Here is an 18,052-nt window from a genome sequence, read left to right as displayed (position 1 = left end):
TAATCTCCAGTTCTTCATTGGAGCGATCGTACTCATAGTCATCGCAGGGCCATTGGCCATGGTTGGCATCGAAATCTGGGTAGGCTTGGCTTCGACCCCGCTATTTTCGTGGTTTACCGCCGGTGTAATTGCTGTCCTGATGGTGGCTGCGGTGGTTTCTGCGATTTTTTACCAATAGGTTCTGTTGAACCTTTGGCAAGTGACTGACTTCATGCGACGTGGTAAATACAATCAATCATCTCCATCGCAGATCGGCTCTCAGTTTGTGTCACATTCGCGCTCTGATTTCAGCAGTCATCGAACGAACTAATTAAGTTCTGTTAAGACAGTCGTGAAAAATGCAGAGCATGGATTCAGCAGAGGGTCTATAAACGTCTCTAAGATCATGGGACAGTATGAAATCTCTAAATATAGATTCCTACGTACTTCTGAGCTTTCAGTTGGTGATTATCTGAGCCACTTCTTCAGCGACCTTCTCCCCTTCATCGGAACTTGATACCGAAATCGCTATTTTTTCGGCCAGCCACGGTGAGTATCTCATAACCTCACTCTTAGAAATGTTATACCAGACAGGCAAGATCACTTTTTCATCTTCTCCTGCATCTCTTGATCGAAGAGCTTCCCACTCGTCGGAAGCCCAACCCACATTTTTCACAAAGTTTTCTGAAACGATGATTACCGCATAGTCCGAATTTGTGAGTCCATGATCGATCTGCTGTGTTAGGCTGTCTCCGAGTTCAAGAACTGCGTCATCCAACCAGCATTTGATGTCCCGATCCTCTAATGCGGAGTAGATTGAGTCTGCGAGTTGGCTATCGTCTGAATCATGGGATATGAAAATGTCCCATTTCTCTTCACCGGAATCGTCGGGCTGTGTCATTTCTCCACCTACTGATCCGGTTGTTTGTTGACCGTCTGTATTAGATGCTTTTGCCTTATTGTCATTGGCTTGTCCGATTTCCACAAGTGCGTCGATCAAGTCTTGAGGCTTGGGATGAAGTCGGGTGGGCTGAGGCAAGAGGATGAATTGACCGTTGATATCACGGAGATTCTTGGAATCGTCTCTATACTTGCTTATCAAGGCGGCAATCACGTTGTCTTCAGTGGATAGTGCGATGGATTCGGGGTTTTCATCTGCCATCTCGTCGAAGTCCAAGATATGTGTGTATCCGTCGACATAGTCGAAATAATCATGAATCGGTTGAGATTTGGTAACGATCTCGTACTCCTCGATCCCTTTTTTGCGGAGTTTAGCTTCGTCCAGAGGTATTGTTCGGGCAAGGATCTGTGATTTCCGCAGCCAAGAATGACTATGAGTCCATCTATATCTTGACCCATTGTCGATTTTGGTCAGGTCGCTGTAGATCACCGTCAGATTATTTCCAGTGTCAAGGTAATTCTCGACGTAATCTTCTCTCTTCAGGTCTTGAAAGGTCTCCAACAGCGGCTCAATGTTGTGATCAACTTCAGCTAATTCACGTTGTTTCCCGCCGAGCATTCGGTTTAGCGGGTGGTCAAGCAGTTCTGCGTCGTCGATATGCTCGGTGAGATCAAGATCAAGAACAAGATGGTCTGCGAAGATGTTATTCGGGGAAAACTCTGTCCAACGCTTAAGAAAGGTGTTGTCTGGAATATAATTCTCAAAATCGTTCTCTTTGATTCTCCGAGTGATTTTGTCGGAGACTATAGTGGTGATGTGATTGGACATTTGACTGCGAATAGGGATCATCCAGCTATAAATAATAGGTTCAAATCCGCCCATGTCAGATTCATATTTCATTGTAGAGATAGGGATTTTCGTGATATGAGACATTCCTGTACTGACCGGATCAATCAAATCTTAATTTTGGTACAGCGACGTGTCACATTCGCGCTCCTATTCAGCAGAAACTGAATGTTCTACTCAGGTTCTGTCAGAAGATGTCTGCTGAATATAGAAGATGGATGGCGTAAGCCTGCATGGTTTCTTCCACGCGGAAGGGTGGAGAACAGCCGGTAAATAGGTGTACGAACTCATCGGTCAAAGTCGGCAAAACAACTATGTCTTGAAATATCATCTATTGCATTATGGCAGGACTCGTCGTTACTTGGGATGGAAGTGAAATCCAAGCCATTGATGAAGGAAACTTTGAATCTATTGTCGTGGAGGTAGTTGAACATTTCTTTAACACAGTCGAAGGGTATCGGAGTGTGACAGCAGAATGGAAAGCTGGGAGCTGGGATCATGGGTCTGAATATGGGATTCTCAAGCCACCCACCATGCAAATCAACAGGGAAGGCTACTTCATCCATATAAAGGGGAAATCAAGGGGAGGCGAATACCAGATAGAAATGAACCCCTCCGGGATTTACATAGAGAAATTGTCGACCGGTCAAAAGAAAGAACTGAACTATCTCACGCTACGCGCACCGGGAGTAGCAGTCAATAACAAAGACGAAGAAGTCTTCGTTGAGAGTATCCCCGAGCGTATCCGGAAACGGGTCGTGGAATCACTTCCCACAATCGATATTTAGATAGTCTGTACCCGTTGATTCAAACCGCCTCAATTTCACCACAGTGCATGCTGAATATGCGCCTTGTATCTTGGCACGCGAGTCTGACAAGTATAGGATAGACAGACCGTGCGAACCTTTCTATGACACTCTTCAGGATGAGAAATCTTGATAAGTTCTCTCATAATATTCTTTGACATGGGATTATTTGACAGATTTACAAGTTCGGAGGATGACGAAGAGCCTTCGGAATCAGAAGAGCATGTACAAATGCCTGACCTGGTTTTGGACGATCCCTCAGCTATTGGTATGGTTGATGGAGAATATCAAGGTGATGAGATTGAACTCCTGGCCATAGACTCACCTAATAAACAATGGCGATTTTTGTACGGTATGACGGATATGGATCAGAAAGCCCCTGTGGTCTTATTAGATGAAAATTTTTCGGCAGTATACGCTAAGGAGTTTGGTCATGCAATAAATGCGGATATCTCGAACGATGGCACCGTAGCGATTACCGATAGATCCGACCCATTTGATGTTGATTATATTGGTCGGTTTGTTGTAATGGATAGTAACGGGAATGAGATTGCTAATGAACAATTTGATTCATCACTTTCGGATTGTATTATTTCGAGTGATGGTAAATTGGCAGCGGCTCTGGAATACAGAGATATCTGTATCTTCGATACAATCTCAGGTGAAATGACTGGGCGGTATGAGGGTTCTATAGCTAGACCGGAGATGGAGTTCGAAGGAACTCAGAAAGAAGCCACACTGTACTTACTGAATAATGATAGGGAGCGTGCGATCGGAATAGATGCATCTGGAGATGTTGTCTGGCGAGGGAATTCCTAATGGAGATAAGAGGTTGATCGTTGCTGGGTGCAACATTCGCGCTCTGCAGTCAGCAGACTCTCTGAGGATTGTCGCCGACTGAGTATTTTCAACAAGATGGCCAATCTTACAGGTAATCGTGAGACTCCGATTAAACCGGCAGATGATCTAGTATCCCCATTTAATACATTCTTGGTGAAATATTGACGTTCTATCGACGGCTAGACTTATCCAATGCCAGCAAAATTTAATTTAGAGAAATGGCTTGTACAGAACGGTGGTGTCGGTGTGAGCTTTGGAAAGACTAGCTATGTCACCCGGATAATTGGCCAAGGTGATCGTGAAGTGGCCATTTCGCTCATTGCTCATCACGATCACCAGTTACCTCAACGATCACATCAGAGGTTTTCAGTTCGAATCGCTCTCCGACATCAGGGACAGCCTTCTCAATCTCAACGTCGAGATTCTCGTCAAAATCGTTCCGGAACTCATCGTGCGAATCGTATTCATCGCGGTAGTCCGACCACAACTCAGACGGCGGCGATGATTGAACGGAGAAGGGGAGATCGTATATCCTGATGTGCCATCCCAGTTGGTAGCGGTTCGCGTCACGAGCGGTCATCAATCTCGTGAAAACGCCCTCCTCGTTGATTCCCAGTGCGTAGGCTTCATCGCGAAGAACCGAGAATCTCATCATAGTTTTGAGGGGGTTTCGTGGAATATCCACAATTGTCTCATTATCTCTCTGTTCACCGTCTACGTCGACGCCGCCGTCAGTCATCAGAATGGGTTCATTTTCGTCGGTATTGCCGTTGTCGTTCGCACCATCCACAAATATTGATTCGAGGAGAATAGCGGTTTGATCCCCGAGAGACGCACATCCTTCGGCTTTGATTGATACGTCAATCTCATCATTGAGACGGTTTGTGATAACACTCACAAGCCCGCATGTTCCATCTCCAACGATCCGGGTGACTCCCCCAAGTCCCTCTGGTTCATATTTAACAGTGTAATCGTCTACGTTCACATCAATCATCGAAATCGGAACACAGCCAGCGGGAACTGCTTCTTCAGCAACTCCATCAAACGGTACTGTACGGCCAACCTGTACTTCTGCTGAGTCTTCTCGAGGGTATTCTTCAATCTGTACTTCTTCCAATTCTGCTTCCGTATTACTGTTTATCATGGTTACTTCTGTTTCTGCTGTTTTTCGCGTGTTCATCTGCCTATGCGTCATCTTCACCATTCGTTTTGATCCGGCGCTCATCCGAACTAACTTACAAAACATGGCTTGCTGCATATTTTCTGGTTCATCTGCACTGACCGCCTCAACCACCTCAGGTGACTCTGAAACGAGTTCTTCACCGGCCCCAGGATCCGCCTTCTCAGCGTTACGAGCGAACCTCTCGAGACCTACGAAAGCCTCGAATGGTACATTGACATGACCACTCGCCTAGAGTGTAGCGTTATGATCTATCTCCAGAAATCAGTCTGAAGTTGTTGATGCCAGTGATTTGCTGTATCAATCCGATTGCATATCGAGGATTTTGACTCCTTCTGGTAACTCATCACACTGTTTTGCTGCCCATGGCGTTATGGCGGCAAGCCACTCAGCACCGCACCCATGCAAGTATTCTTTAAGCGAGTTCGTTCGATCGATATCGTCCGCCCATCTGCCAGGGCCAGGTGTTGCACTCGTATCAGCACTAATCATCCATTCTACCCCATCCCACGAGACTGGCACGGCATAATCAAGTTGTCCGTCGTGGTGGACACAAATGATTTTGTGTTTGACTCCCTCAGCTTCAAATTCGAGTGGAACCTCTCCTTCTTCGATTTTTGTCTCGGTTCGATGCTTAATTTCCATCTCTGTTCTTTCCGACATAGATATATGGATCTTTATTCCTCGCAAATATATGCCTTTTCCATTAAACAAGAAATGCCCGAATTGGAAAAATCACTTAATACTTTCTACTAATTGAGGATCCTATTCACTAGTATAAAATTGCATCACAGGGAGTAGAGGACATGATACAACTTATCAGCGTGTCATACGATCGTACCCAACCAGCATCACACATAGGTTCGAAACCCGCTGCTAGACCGAAGGGACTGGGATAAAAGGGATCCTTCAGAGACCGTGAATTCATACATCTATCGAGAAAGATGTGGCACGTCGCTCATGACTGAATTGGAAGTGCCAAGCAGTAGTTCTCGACTTCCGGTGCCAGTGAGATAATCCGTTCACGCCGTTCGAGTTCGGTACGCCTCGATTGGATTCGTTTTTCGAGTTTCTGCAGTCGCTCACGCTGGCCACGAATCGCGATTCCCATATCGGAACCGCCCTCTGCTTTCCGCTCATACTCATCGATGAAAGATTCAATTCGCTCCCGTTCAGCTTCTGCGTAAGCCTCGATATTCTCGAGTTCACTGGAGATGTCTTCGTGGCGTTGCGCGCGGAGCGTGGACTTGATTTTCCGTATCTCTTCGCTCACGTACCGATCAGCCACATCGCGCAACTCATCTTCAACATCGAAGATTGTTCGCAGACTCCCTGTATCTGGCTTTGCCGTTATCGAATCTCCATCAATAACACGTTCACCAAGTACCCGTTGAGCATCTCGCTGTTCTGCGTCGATAAAGACAGGAATCATCTCCTCGCGTATCACCTCACCGGTGCCATCCTCAAACGCAACGCGGTAATTGTAGGTGATGCCTGGTGAGTCGACAAAGGGGAGCAGTTTCACCCCGACGGTTCCTCGTTCGTCGGTGAGGACTTGTTCCATCAGCTGTTCGAGTACAGCCGAGTCGGGTGCTAAATAGGAGATCCCATCGTGTTTCATTGCAAACTCGCGATCGAACGTGAAAGGGCCAAACGACGACTGGCTCTCCATGGCCTCAAAGTCGTTCGGTAACTCTGCTCGATAGAGATTTGCCCCCTGACGCTCGATCGACCCACCGAACGCCGTTACTGCTTGCTCAAAGAACGCTTTGATATCGGCTTCAGTGCCGTAGATATTCTCTGACTCATCGACAACCTTCTGAATTTCCTGGCGGCTTTCGGCATCGAACGTACTAGTCTCGACCATACTTCGTTCATACCACTCTTCGAGCGTTCGCTGTCGATCGTCCAACAGTTGATCAAGTTCTGCCCGCGTTGCACTCGGTGGATCGTTGTTCCGGATAGACTCCATAATGAGAGAGTCAACATCAACGTCGTCGAGCATCCCGAGTACATCAGCCGTGTTCCCAAGTTTGGATTGAATCTCCTCGACTTTCTCCTCGAGCAACTCGAAAATCTCGCTTTCGCGTGTGTCCTCGAATAGGAAGTTCCACACCTTGACCTCCTTGTCTTGGCCGTAGCGGTGAATCCGACCGATTCGCTGTTCGAGTCGATTCGGATTCCACGGCAATTCGTAATTCACCATAATGTGGCAACTGTGTTGGAGGTCGATCCCCTCACTAGCGGCATCGGTCGCAAACAAGAGTCGTGACTGTCCGTAGTTGAACTCATCCTCGATGCGCGTTCGATCGCTTTTATCAACGTCGCCATGGATGACGAGTATCTCATCAGCCCACGGTTCGTCTTTGACGAGGTCAAGTAGATACTCGAGGGTATCCCGATATTCGGTGAACACGAGGAGTTTCTCATCGGGTTCATCGTCGAGGAGTTGCTGAATGAAGCGTCGCACCTTTTGCGCCTTCGAGTCAACCGGAAGCCCCTCAGCGAGCGAGACCAATCGTCTGAGTGTCTCGATTTCTTCCTCGAGTTGTTCATCGGTCTCGGCGAGAGAGAGGCCCGCAATTTCGTCTTCAGCCCGTTGCTTGTCGTCTTCATCGAGATCCTCACCCGCTAAATAAGCGGCTGCCGCAGGAGACAGTTCATCTGTGGCCATCTGCTCATCGAGCAGGTCGGTCAATCGCCGCCGCAGCGTCGCATGAATCGCGCCAACACTGCTGACGAGTCGTTTCTGCATGAGCGCCATCGCGAACCCGACAGCTGGCTCGTTCAGTTGCTCAGACCGGTTGTAGACATGTTGCACGTAGTCTGTTACTTCACGGTAGAACTGGCGCTCGTTGTGCGTCATATCGACAGAGATGGCCCCTACATCTCGTTCAGGGAACACCCGATCACCATTGTCGTCGTAGATGCTCTCCTTCCCTCGTCGAATCATAATGCGATCGACGGTCTCGGGAGAAAGGTCGTGGTTTTCAGCGACAAGAAACGGATCTATGTATTCCACGAGAGAACGAAACGCCTCACCTTTGCCGTCATGGGGGGTTGCGCTCAACAAAAGCAACGAGTCGGATGTCTCGGCCACTGTTTCGACTGTGTTTGCCGTTTTACTAGGTGAATCACCCCGCTTCGACGCTTTGTGCGCTTCATCGACGACAACAACGTCCCAGAACGCATCACGAAGGACAGGCCGGAATTCGTCTTGGCGTAGAAACGCCATACTCGTGACTAACTGCTGGTGATCTTGATTCCAGATATTCGCTTCTTCACCCAGACGGCGTCGTTCGGCTTCGACCCACGTCCGATCAACGACCGTTAGATCGATGTCGAAGAACCGTTCCATATCCCGAACCCACTTCTTTTGCAGGTGCGCAGGGACGACGAAGAGCATTCGATCAGCTCGATTACGGGCGGAGAGTTCTTTGAGGATGAGTCCAGCCTCGATCGTCTTGCCCAGACCAACGTCATCTGCAATGAGTGCCCGTTGGCGAAGTTTTTGCATCACCCAATTCACGCAGGCGAGCTGATAGGGTTCGAGCCGAACGAGCGAGCTGGAGATGGAAAGGAGCTGACCTTGTTCATGCGCGAGTTTGAGTTTCGTCGCCTGTGTCTGGAGATCGAACCACTGAGCTGAAGTTTTGTCGTGACCAGGATGAAAAGCCTCGAGGTGCTGTCCCGATAGGTTCTCGAGCGGCTGTTGATGTAGATGGATGTCAACGTCGTCAAGACAGACGGTTTTGATGCCCTCACCGTCGATATACGCACGCAGATATTCCAGATCGCCGACGGTCTGGGTGTAAATGACTTCTGCAGTCGTACCGTTGAGAACGACCCGTTGACCGGGCGAGAACCGTGTAGTGTTCGTCATCGGGTGATGGGTCTGTCAACGAAGCATGGAATCTTGAATGTTGGTGGCCCATTATCAGCGGCGGTGGACATCCGCTGTTATCACTTGAGTGGCGCTCTATCCCAGTCATCTGGACGCAGAGACACCCTAGGCCCTTACGTCCCATTCCAGGAAAAGATATTTCACGATTCTACACGGTGTGGTCGTATGTACGATAAGGGTGCGACGATCCAGGAGGCCGTTGAGGAAATTCAGAAAGAGAACTATCTGCTACCCGCAATCCAGCGGGAGATCGTCTGGGAACGCGAGCAAATTACTGACTTATTCGACTCGGTCTTGCAGGGCTATCCGATAGGGACGTTCCTCTACTGGGATCTGGATGACGACAATCGTGACGAGTACACCATGTACGGGTTCATCAAGAACTACATCACTACTACAAAATACATCGAAACTGACGCGCAAACGCGAAATTCGAAGGTCATTCCTGACGGCGCAGGTGATCTCAAACTCATTCTCGATGGGCAACAGCGGCTTTCATCGTTCTATATCGGACTCAAGGGCACGTACACGTACAAACAAAATCGGAAATGGTACCGAAACCCAAGTGCGTGGAAACGGTCTCGCCTCTACTTGAACATCACATCAGACCCAAGCGAGTTGTTGGAAGAGGGTGGCGACCGACAGACACGTTACGAATTCATGTTCCTTCCGGAAAGCACCTACTCCGGAAAGATCGTTGACCGAGGCGAGGATCACTGGTTTCGAGTCGGTGCGATACTCGACTACAACGATCGAAATGACTTGGAGGACTACATTTCCAGCATCGAGCAGGAGTACGATTTAACCTCGGAACAGGAACGGTGGGTCGGGCAAAACTTACGCGACCTCCGGTACGCTATCCACGAAAAAACCTACATCACGTATTTCGAGGAAAAAGAGCAAAACATCGATCGCGTCCTCGAAATATTCATCCGAACAAACGACGGCGGAACGGAATTACAAAAATCCGATTTACTGCTCTCGATTGCACAAGCAAATTGGCAGGAATACGACGCCCGGGAGGAACTCACTGGCTTTGTCGATCACCTGAACATGCAACTCCCAAAAACGAATAGCTATGGCAAAGACTTCCTCCTGAAATCCTCGCTCGTTCTCTCCGATCTACCGGTTCAGTATCGAGTCGGACAATTCAAACGTGAAAACGTCTCCGAAATTGAACAGAATTGGCCAACGATCAAGCACTCTATACTCGAGGCTGCGACATTGATAAACTACTTTGGGATCCATCAGAAGACATTGCTTAGCAGAAACGCCGTTATCCCACTCGCATACTGGTTCAAAGAGAGCGGGTTGACAGCGGAACGGCTGCAGTCGGATGAAGCATCAAAGGTGCAAATCAAACGTGACATCAAACGATGGTTGATCACCTCACTCCTTCATGGAACGTTTTCCGGGAGCGCAGACACCGTTCTTCGCCGCACTCGGGACGTTATCCGAGACCATGACGGGAACAACTTCCCGATTGACAACCTCAACACCGAGATGGCACAACTCGGGAAGATTGTCGGATTCGATGAAGAGATTGCTGAAAACATCCTCGAATACGAAAAGGGAGGCAACCGAACGTTCCTCGCGTTAACTCTCCTGTACGAACAGCACGACTTTGGGAGTATTCAGTACCACCAAGATCACATTTTCCCGAGCAACCGACTCACCGCTGAAAAGCTCATTGAACAAGGTGTCGAGCCTGAGAAGGCGATTCAATTCGAAGAGCATGCAGACAAGTTCGGAAATCTTCAACTGCTCACCGGTCGCGAAAACGAAGCCAAACAGGATAAGCCATTTGAGCAGTGGATCACCACTCGAGACGACGCTTTCTACAAACGGCATCTGATCCCGGAGAACACTGACTACTACGAGATTGGGAATTTTGATAAATTCCTGCAAGCACGGGGGGATCTCATCAAGCAGGAACTAATCGAGGTGCTTGGTGAACCGTCAACAGAAGAATCCCGCTTCACAGAGACCTAACACGACACTATCGAATCCGACATAGTCCTCATTCATTTCTGGTTGTGTATTTATCACACACCGCGATAATCATGTACTGATGGCAATGAGCGATGAACTGGAGGTTCGATTCCGAGAGCTTCAATCTTCACTCGAAGCCCTTCCGGTGGTGTCGGAGCCGCCAAAATCGACGCTACGAATACTCGGATCGGCACGGTCTGAACAGAAATGGAATACGTTCTTAGCGTACTTTCTCGATCCAACACAACCTCACGGGTTCGGTGTTGACTTCCTCAAGTGCTTTCTCGATACGGCACAGCGAGAAGCAGGCATCCCGCTCGAGTACTATCATCGCGATCTCGAACTCGTCAAGGTCGATACTGAGGTTACCTCACCAGCAGACAATCGCCTTGATATTGTGATCCGTGTCCCAGGGCGGTGGTTCGTATGTATCGAATCGAAAGTCGATGCAACTGAGGGCGAAAAGCAGACCTATCGATACGTCACTGACGCACATCTCGGTGCCGAAGAAAAAGCCGACTATCCTCCCGATGGCCACCATTACGTGTTTCTTTCGAAGAAACACACACCAGACTCCAATGCACCTAGGTTCGCTGATTTGTATTGGCGGCACGTCGTCGAGGCATTTGACGACGAACTCAGAAGCTCACATGGTACCTATCCGGAACGTAGCGTAAGTCAACTTCGAGAATTTCTCTCAACAATAATTCAGGTGTCAAACATGGAAGATGATAACTATACAACGATACAGAAGGAGAAGGTTCGATTGCTCAGTACGTACCGTGACGAGATTGATGACCTCCTCGGCGCTGCGGAATCGCTTCGTCAACGGTCAATCGAAGAGTGGCCAGAGCTGTTTCAAAACCAGCTTGATAACGAGCTATGGACAGACGAGTGGCATACGCGACCAGACGCCGGAAAGTATGGTTGCATCTTCAAAGATGGATGGTACTTAGATGATGACGGCCTCGAAACCACACGATATTACTCAGAGACACAGGGGAACACTGGATTCCGATTGCATTTCGTTCACCTCATACGGAAGGAAGAGTCCTTCAGCCGAGGGGAGTTGACGTTCCTCCTGCGTTCACCAACTCGAGTTGAACTCCGGAATGAGTTCTACCGATTGTACAATAGTGAACGGTGGCAGAAACAACTCAAACCAGTTCTCGACGAGAACGAGATTACAAACAAAGGACAAAAGAAAAACTACACGGAGAAGGTGTACAACGTCGATCAAGCTGGGCTTCCGGAGAGTTACTTTGCCACCCTGGCCACCGCATTCGAAGAGCATCTACCCCTGGCGGCGATCGTTGACAAGATCGTTGCCGAAGCTGTCGAAAACGTTCGGGAGAAGTGAGTTGTACGAGACTCATAGCGATTAGAAAGGCAATCCATAGTTTTGTTCCATTGCTCTATAGAAATTGAAAGATGAGATTTACTGAATAGATCCAAATAAAGGTATGCCATTGACGTGACTCTATACGAGCGTCACCAAAGGTAGACCAACTACAGAATCTAATTAAGCCCTTATCAAACTTCACATCCACTGTTATCTTAGGAAATGAGTGGAATTCCTAACTCTACTTACCGATACTCCGCTATTCATACCCGAATGTGCTTAGAATCAGATCGGAGAATTCTTGTCCGGTGATGTGCCCGTCAGCATACGCTTGAGCCCATTCGGACATGATGAAGTATCCCCCTAGATCAAATCCATAATTATCTACAAATATTACGTGTAACAATTGGGACTCGTGTCCGGATGCAACGAGATCAACATACGCTGATGCTACAATTCCAATTTCGAGATATTTTTCATCTTGTGTGGTTGCTCGTGTTTGATAGTCGAGGTTTATCTGATCAATAACCATCTGGAGGTAGGTTACGATAATACCCTCTCGTTCTAGTCGCCATCTGAACTCTGTAACGGATCGGAGTTCCTCAACAGGTCGTTCTTCGCTGGGCTCGTCACGCTCATCCTCTGTCGTTTCTACTCTCCATGGATTGGCTTCCGTAACCACGTTGTTTTCCGTAATCGCCCAGATGGTTGGAGCGAATCCTCCTGGTATTGATCTTGCGACCGTATCTTCGCTTCCACTTATCTCGGTCACCGCTTCAATACTGGATCCATCCTCGTCCCACCAAATAATGCGATCAATATCTTCGCTTGGGCTGGAGACCTCAATTTCGACATCGTAACTACTCCCTGAGTCATCCCCAATTGTTTCTGACCCAATATTCTCAATAGTTGGGGGTTCAATACCGTCTTCGTCAACTGAGATCACCCATTGGTAGGTGTAGTTCTGCTCATCGTTGTCGACGGCAGCGGCAATATCATAGACGCCTTTGGATTGAAACGTATGGGGCCAGTATTCATAACGCTCGGTTTGCCTCTCGTGGAACCAGGGCTCCGTTGATTGATGGGTGTACTCACCGTTAATGAACCAGTGTGTATTTCCGTAATCAGGGTCGTCCGTGAGAGTCTCATCAACTTCGAACACCATTTTAGCCCCCGGTTGTACCGTTAGATCAAGGTCGGGTTTCACATCCTCATCATGGAGTTCCTCAACAGCAGACAGCTCGATTAACTCTTGATCTGCAAACCCATCAGCATCAACGCGAACAGTAATGTCAATATCAGCTATTACTGGATACGTCCGGTATTCGAACTCAATCTCTTCAGTCTCATCAGGATCGATGGACACCGTTTCATTTACTGCCTTCTCTTCGTCGATGAATAACCTGGTGTCGAAAGTGTGTCGGCTGTTATCCTGGTTTTCCACAGTAGCTATTACTTCGAGCAGGTCACCACCTTCAAGCGGTGCGTTTGTCTCAGTAATATTGATCGAAGGTGAACCATTTGAGAGGAACGCTTGCCGCAAATTGACCGATCCACCCAGGCCGACCGTTGTTCCGACTGTCGAGAGGTAATTCCTGCGGTTCATGGTCATATCAATGGTGTCAGGGTCGGTAGCACCGTGATGATTGTGCGTGTTCGATAGAGCGTTGGCTAATGGCGACGTTCATATCCGAAGGCTCGGATAAGTCAAGGTAACCGACACTTCCAGTGAACCAGAACGTCTTCCGTTCACCGCCCTCAATGTGATATGACAGGCTCCTTGATTGATCGTCTTCGAGCGGTTCTACGTCTTTATTCTCGTGAATCTGTCCACCGCTGATCCCAACGGATATCTGCCGAGTACAACTCGAACAGTTTTGGAACGTGATTGACGACTCATACCAGGGCTCATCACCTCCATCGTGGTGTTCCGCTGGAAGTTCACCACACATGAGCGAGCCGGTTCGACCACCCTCTGCTGGATCTCCCTCTGGGCACTCATCATCGGAATCGGTTCTATCATCCGTTTCATCAGCCAAACGGTAGCAATGTACATCTGGCGCGTGTTCAACTGAACGTTGGCTGAGGGCGACGTTCATATCTGCTGCTCCAAGATCGAAATTGTTGATACTGCCTGTGAACCAGAACGTCTTCCGTTCACCCCCTTCGAGACGATCGGTGAGAACACTCGTTTGGTCAGACTCGTGCGGTTCTTCTTCTTTATCCTCGTGAATGTGCCCGTCCGTGACGCGAGTGTCTATAGAGCGTGTACAGGACGAGCAATTTTGGAACGTGATTGATGACTCATACCAGGACTCATTACTCCCTTCGTGGTGTTCCGCTGGGAGTTCACCACACATGAGCGAACCAGTTCGTCCTCGTTCTGCTGGATCCCGTTCAGGACAGTCGTCGCCCGTAGCACTACCCGTAGCGATAAGTGATCCAGTTAGGGTACCTATCGCGCCTAAGATCGTTCGTCTGCTTGGTTTTGAGTTGGTCTTATCGTTCGTTTTCATGTGTCTCACCTATGGTGGGTCTGTTTCGTATGTCGCCAGAATCCACGTTACGTACTCCTCATCTGAGATTGCTCCATCGAGCCAGTCCCGTGCCCACTCCTGTTCGATATAGAACGCACCAATAGCCTCGTCGCTGAGTGGGTCTGCGGTAGGGTCACTCACAGCGTACACGAGTAGATTCTCTGGAGCCTCGGTAGGATTTTCCCCAATAAACCAGGCGTACGCATCTGCAACCGCTCCAATCTCGTATTCGGTGGCGTCAGAAGTTCCCTCTGTGTGGAAGTAGAAGTACCAAGAATGGGTGCTTGCATCATTGATTTCAAGCACCTCCACTCCATGATTCTGTTCAATTAGGGTAGCCCATTCGGTCAGTAACTCTGAAACTTCATCTTCGTTACCGTCATTTGACGCATCGCCAGAGGTATCTTGATCATTGGATGACCCGATCGACTGTTCACCGCTCGCTTCATTATCGCCCGGCCCTTCCAATTCCTCTTCATCAGGGAGACTCGCAAGTATCGCCGTCCCGCCAAGTACTCCAACGGTACCGATTATTGCTTGCCGTCGAGTAACATTCCAACGCTCCACCCAGTAGTTCTGAGACGCGGTATCGTTTCCGCTACCTGTGACAGACTGGGATGATGCTGCACCAGATTCAGCACTGACTCCATCTTCGTCATGTTCAAAATCAGCCTCTGCGAGTTCTGTCCGTGCATTCCGTACCAGTTTCCGTGTATGCAGTGGTACCGTTACTAACCCGGTTAGCGCCCAGTTCAGGGTCACTATATTGAATAGTGCGAGCCGTGGTTTTCCAAGCCATAGGTACGCAAAAGGCCCAGTCAACGCCCCGAGAACAGTGATCGTGGTAAGATTTGTCTCTGCTAGACGCTCCAGTTCCCGCTTTTCCTCCGGAGATCTGGTGTGGGCCATGTTAGTACGGCCCACGAACCTGTTCTTAAACCTATCAAGTGGTCAATCCACCAACTAATTATGGGATGTTGATGCAACAATGAAATTCGAATCAACGACTTCAATATAAACTCAGGGGATTCAGGGGTGGTGTGCGGGTCGATGAGTCAGCTGCGGCCGATGTATTCGTGCCCGTCATCATCGTAGTAGTTGAACCGGACGGCGGTGATGGGGACGCTGTACTTTTCATGATCGAGCTTCTTCCTTTCGTTCTCGGGAGCGTGTCATACAATGGTTCTCAACAGACACTATTCACACCCCCCTATTCTGAGTAGAACCCACGACTGGCGTGAACCACTGGGTTACGAACGAAATGGGAGTTGTATAATCACCAGGTAGAGGGTGTGAGACGTATTCTATGACACGCTATAGATTTGAGGAATACGATCTTTACTTCTTGTACATCGGTTCAACATATTTTTATCTAATAGACTGGAACGTATGAGAATCTACGGTAATTCCACTCAGTTGAGGGGACTGGCTACTCTTGTGTGATACTAATGAAATTCAACACGAATTCCTGAGGCAGTAGTCCTCCGTGATAGAACCGAGCATCACCAACACCTCGTTTCTTGAATCGCTTGAGGGGGCTGGCGAGAATACTCACGTTGGCATTAAGGTATCCCAGTCGGGTACTCGAGTCGAGCAGTACTCCTGGTGAATCTTCATCGACGTTTTTGCCAGCGATCCATCGCCGTCCAGAATCGGTTTCCTCCGCAGGACGATTGATCGCCTCCGGAGTAGCCTCGTGCGGGAGGAGAACGAAGCCGTGATCGGTCAGGACATACGCTTGATCCCACTCGCCCTGTTCAATTTTGTCACCGATGAACGCTGCGAGCGACTCAACCCGACGGTCAAGCAACTCCTCGAGTTCGCTCAACTCCTTCTCGCCGATATTGTCAAGATCGTTTTTGAAATAGGCGACTCGCTTTTTGTTCCACCCGTCGTCTTTCTTGCGTGTTTCCGTCCAGCCGTCTCCCTTGAGCAAGGATTTTCGCCGACCAGGTGTTACAGGCCGACTGTTTCGAAGCGGTTCGAGGTCGCCATCCTCGGTGAGCGATATTTTGAACAGTCGAGCCTTTCCCGGTGTGAGTGCGGCCTTGCCGAATACAGTTTCAGAGGGGAGCGTACCGATCCACACGCTTTCATCGACCGTAAAATCAGGCCCACTGGATGGAAGCAGTGCGACGTATTCACGAAGTTCCTCTGCAAGTTTCCGAGCCAGGTCGAGGCGCAATGCGTCGATGACGAACAATGCAACTGTTTGGCCACTCTCAAGGCCATTGGATTCTTTCGCGAAAAATTGGTAAGCGTGATCTTCGTCGACAAACGGGGCTCCGGCTTCAACAGTCTCAGTAACCAGATCGCCGAGATCTTCGAGATACTCGAGATATGCTGACTGGAGCTGTTGCCGTAACTCTTCGAGTGCATCTCGAGCGGGATGATCGTGGGACAAGTCCGCCTCCGGTTCACCCGAAACGACGAGATTGAGGACGGCATTATCGATCTGCCATGTGCCATCTTCGGCGTCTGCATACAGCGATACAACATCGTCTGTGGGTTCGTCATCCCACGTATCGAGCCTATAGGCAAGGCGAGCGATTTGGGTGGCCTGTTCCCACGTTTGCGTCCATGGGCTGTCAGCACCATAGGCACCCTTGAAGTAGCCGGTGTGATCCTTGGTGCCCCGAAGTGCCTCAAATCGTTGCTCGGCGTTGGTGAGACACTGCTGATAGTCCCCATCCTCGTAGGATGCGAGCCACTCATTCCACAGTCGATGTTCGAGTGCAGCGTCGACGAGACAGTCTGCTACCTCCCATGGGTTCTCAAGATCGTCGATAACCTCTGGCCACATCAGTTCGTCAAGATAGCGATCTGCAATGTGGGCTCTCGAACTCGTATTGTTTAATACCGATTTGAGTTTCGGGATCGCTCGAAGGCCAGCGGTGTTTGCCTGATACTCCGACGGGAAGAAGTCGGGATCGACACCAGCGTGGATGAGCCACTCTGCGACTGCCCAGCGACGAGTGGTCGTGACGATACCATTTGGGTCGACTTCGTGGGCAACTGGATCGACTCCTTCAGCGACCAGCAGGTCTGACATCTGCTCGATCGTTTTGTCGCTGTGATCGAGGTCTCCCCACCCGTTCTCGAGGACGAACGCGACCGAATCGGCGTACCCGCCGGTAACGATCTGTGTCTCGAGTTGTTCGAGCGTCGGCAGTTGCCCACCGGTGAGTTGATCCTTGAGGATGCGTGCAACCTGCTCGCGTTTTTCTGGGTTGTCAGCTCGAGTTACGTTCTTCAACTCCCACGCATCGAGCGTGTTGCCCTTGAACACGCGGACGGCGAGATCTTCGATGGCCATCTCGACCTCCCCACCAGTGTTCTGTACATCACGGAACCAATCGTAGTTCCCTTCGAACTCGTCTGGATCTTTGGCGTGTGGAACATACCACACTTGCTTGTCGTCAACTGGATCTGCGCGAAGCTCTAATGGTGTCTCTGTCGCTATCTTCAAGTGGACATCGAGGTCGTCACACGCTCGTCTAATAATTTCTTCAAGATGGTTCCCGTCGTCCCACCACAGAACGGTTGGCGTAACGGACTCTGCCCGCTTGAATTCACGTTCGATGATCTCCGTAGCCGCGTCAGGAAGGGGTCGTGTTTTGTACATACTAGAGAAGATCCGGTTCGCCAGCTTTCATTATGAAAAAGCGAACCGTAGGGGTATTAATTGCTTCGCTGCTCATTGGTATGTTCAACAGTTTGAATAC

Annotated in this window: 11 protein-coding genes; 4 read left to right on the top strand and 7 right to left on the bottom strand. The window is 49.3% G+C overall.

Annotated features, from left to right (window positions below; translation table 11 throughout):
• Positions 1-436: 436 nt before the first annotated feature.
• Positions 437-1,762 carry a toll/interleukin-1 receptor domain-containing protein gene (locus NGM68_RS09915; RefSeq protein WP_252697971.1) on the bottom strand — a complete coding sequence of 442 codons (1,326 nt, stop codon included), beginning with the start codon at positions 1,760-1,762 and terminating at the stop codon, positions 437-439.
• Positions 1,763-2,067: 305 nt separating this feature from the next.
• Between NGM68_RS09915 and NGM68_RS09910 the strand changes: the two genes are divergently transcribed.
• Positions 2,068-2,514, top strand: a complete 447-nt coding sequence (locus NGM68_RS09910; protein ID WP_252697970.1) for a hypothetical protein — start codon at positions 2,068-2,070, stop codon at positions 2,512-2,514.
• A gap of 177 nt (positions 2,515-2,691) precedes the next feature.
• The gene (locus NGM68_RS09905) at positions 2,692-3,351 is read left to right on the top strand and encodes a hypothetical protein (RefSeq protein WP_252697969.1); all 660 of its coding nucleotides are present in this window, start codon (positions 2,692-2,694) and stop codon (positions 3,349-3,351) included.
• Positions 3,352-3,688: 337 nt separating this feature from the next.
• Here NGM68_RS09905 and NGM68_RS09900 read toward each other — a convergent pair whose 3' ends face one another.
• The 3 genes from NGM68_RS09900 to NGM68_RS09890 all read right to left on the bottom strand — a co-directional run bounded on the left by NGM68_RS09900 (position 3,689) and on the right by NGM68_RS09890 (position 8,435).
• Positions 3,689-4,666, bottom strand: coding sequence for a hypothetical protein (locus tag NGM68_RS09900; RefSeq protein ID WP_252697963.1), 978 nt, complete (start codon positions 4,664-4,666; stop codon positions 3,689-3,691).
• 186 nt (positions 4,667-4,852) lie between these two features.
• Positions 4,853-5,215, bottom strand: a complete 363-nt coding sequence (locus NGM68_RS09895) for a hypothetical protein (RefSeq protein ID WP_252697961.1) — start codon at positions 5,213-5,215, stop codon at positions 4,853-4,855.
• Positions 5,216-5,510: 295 nt separating this feature from the next.
• Positions 5,511-8,435 carry a helicase-related protein gene (locus NGM68_RS09890; RefSeq protein ID WP_252697960.1) on the bottom strand — a complete coding sequence of 975 codons (2,925 nt, stop codon included), beginning with the start codon at positions 8,433-8,435 and terminating at the stop codon, positions 5,511-5,513.
• A 186-nt stretch (positions 8,436-8,621) separates the two neighbouring features.
• On the opposite strand from NGM68_RS09890, the gene NGM68_RS09885 reads away from it, so the two are divergent.
• Together NGM68_RS09885 and NGM68_RS09880 are read left to right on the top strand one after the other, a co-directional pair.
• Positions 8,622-10,448, top strand: a complete 1,827-nt coding sequence (locus NGM68_RS09885) for a GmrSD restriction endonuclease domain-containing protein (RefSeq protein WP_252697959.1) — start codon at positions 8,622-8,624, stop codon at positions 10,446-10,448.
• 79 nt (positions 10,449-10,527) lie between these two features.
• The gene (locus NGM68_RS09880) at positions 10,528-11,808 is read left to right on the top strand and encodes a PD-(D/E)XK nuclease family protein (RefSeq protein WP_252697957.1); all 1,281 of its coding nucleotides are present in this window, start codon (positions 10,528-10,530) and stop codon (positions 11,806-11,808) included.
• A 241-nt stretch (positions 11,809-12,049) separates the two neighbouring features.
• Here the strand turns inward: NGM68_RS09880 and NGM68_RS09875 are convergent, their stop codons facing one another.
• From NGM68_RS09875 to pglZ, 3 genes are all read right to left on the bottom strand, one after another.
• A complete protein-coding gene (locus tag NGM68_RS09875; RefSeq protein ID WP_252697956.1) occupies positions 12,050-13,402 on the bottom strand; it encodes a DUF8159 domain-containing protein in 1,353 nt (450 codons plus the stop codon).
• A gap of 913 nt (positions 13,403-14,315) precedes the next feature.
• On the bottom strand, positions 14,316-15,236 hold the full coding sequence (locus NGM68_RS09870; RefSeq protein WP_252697955.1) for a DUF8159 domain-containing protein: 921 nt from the start codon (positions 15,234-15,236) through the stop codon (positions 14,316-14,318).
• A 520-nt stretch (positions 15,237-15,756) separates the two neighbouring features.
• On the bottom strand, positions 15,757-17,952 hold the full coding sequence (pglZ, locus tag NGM68_RS09865) for a BREX-5 system phosphatase PglZ (protein WP_252697954.1): 2,196 nt from the start codon (positions 17,950-17,952) through the stop codon (positions 15,757-15,759).
• Positions 17,953-18,052: the final 100 nt, after the last annotated feature.

Source organism: Natronosalvus vescus (assembly GCF_023973145.1).
GTDB lineage: Archaea > Halobacteriota > Halobacteria > Halobacteriales > Natrialbaceae > Natronosalvus > Natronosalvus vescus.
This window is presented reverse-complemented; position numbering and strand designations above follow the sequence as displayed.

Excerpts from the sequence above, each read along its gene's own strand:
- NGM68_RS09905 (WP_252697969.1), top strand. The coding sequence starts at position 2,692 with ATGGGATTATTTGACAGATTTACAAGTTCGGAGGATGACGAAGAGCCT.
- NGM68_RS09890 (WP_252697960.1), bottom strand. The coding sequence starts at position 8,435 with ATGACGAACACTACACGGTTCTCGCCCGGTCAACGGGTCGTTCTCAAC.
- NGM68_RS09875 (WP_252697956.1), bottom strand. The coding sequence starts at position 13,402 with ATGACCATGAACCGCAGGAATTACCTCTCGACAGTCGGAACAACGGTC.
- NGM68_RS09895 (WP_252697961.1), bottom strand. The coding sequence starts at position 5,215 with ATGTCGGAAAGAACAGAGATGGAAATTAAGCATCGAACCGAGACAAAA.
- NGM68_RS09880 (WP_252697957.1), top strand. The coding sequence starts at position 10,528 with ATGGCAATGAGCGATGAACTGGAGGTTCGATTCCGAGAGCTTCAATCT.
- NGM68_RS09870 (WP_252697955.1), bottom strand. The coding sequence starts at position 15,236 with ATGGCCCACACCAGATCTCCGGAGGAAAAGCGGGAACTGGAGCGTCTA.
- NGM68_RS09915 (WP_252697971.1), bottom strand. The coding sequence starts at position 1,762 with ATGGGCGGATTTGAACCTATTATTTATAGCTGGATGATCCCTATTCGC.
- NGM68_RS09885 (WP_252697959.1), top strand. The coding sequence starts at position 8,622 with ATGTACGATAAGGGTGCGACGATCCAGGAGGCCGTTGAGGAAATTCAG.
- NGM68_RS09910 (WP_252697970.1), top strand. The coding sequence starts at position 2,068 with ATGGCAGGACTCGTCGTTACTTGGGATGGAAGTGAAATCCAAGCCATT.
- pglZ (WP_252697954.1), bottom strand. The coding sequence starts at position 17,952 with ATGTACAAAACACGACCCCTTCCTGACGCGGCTACGGAGATCATCGAA.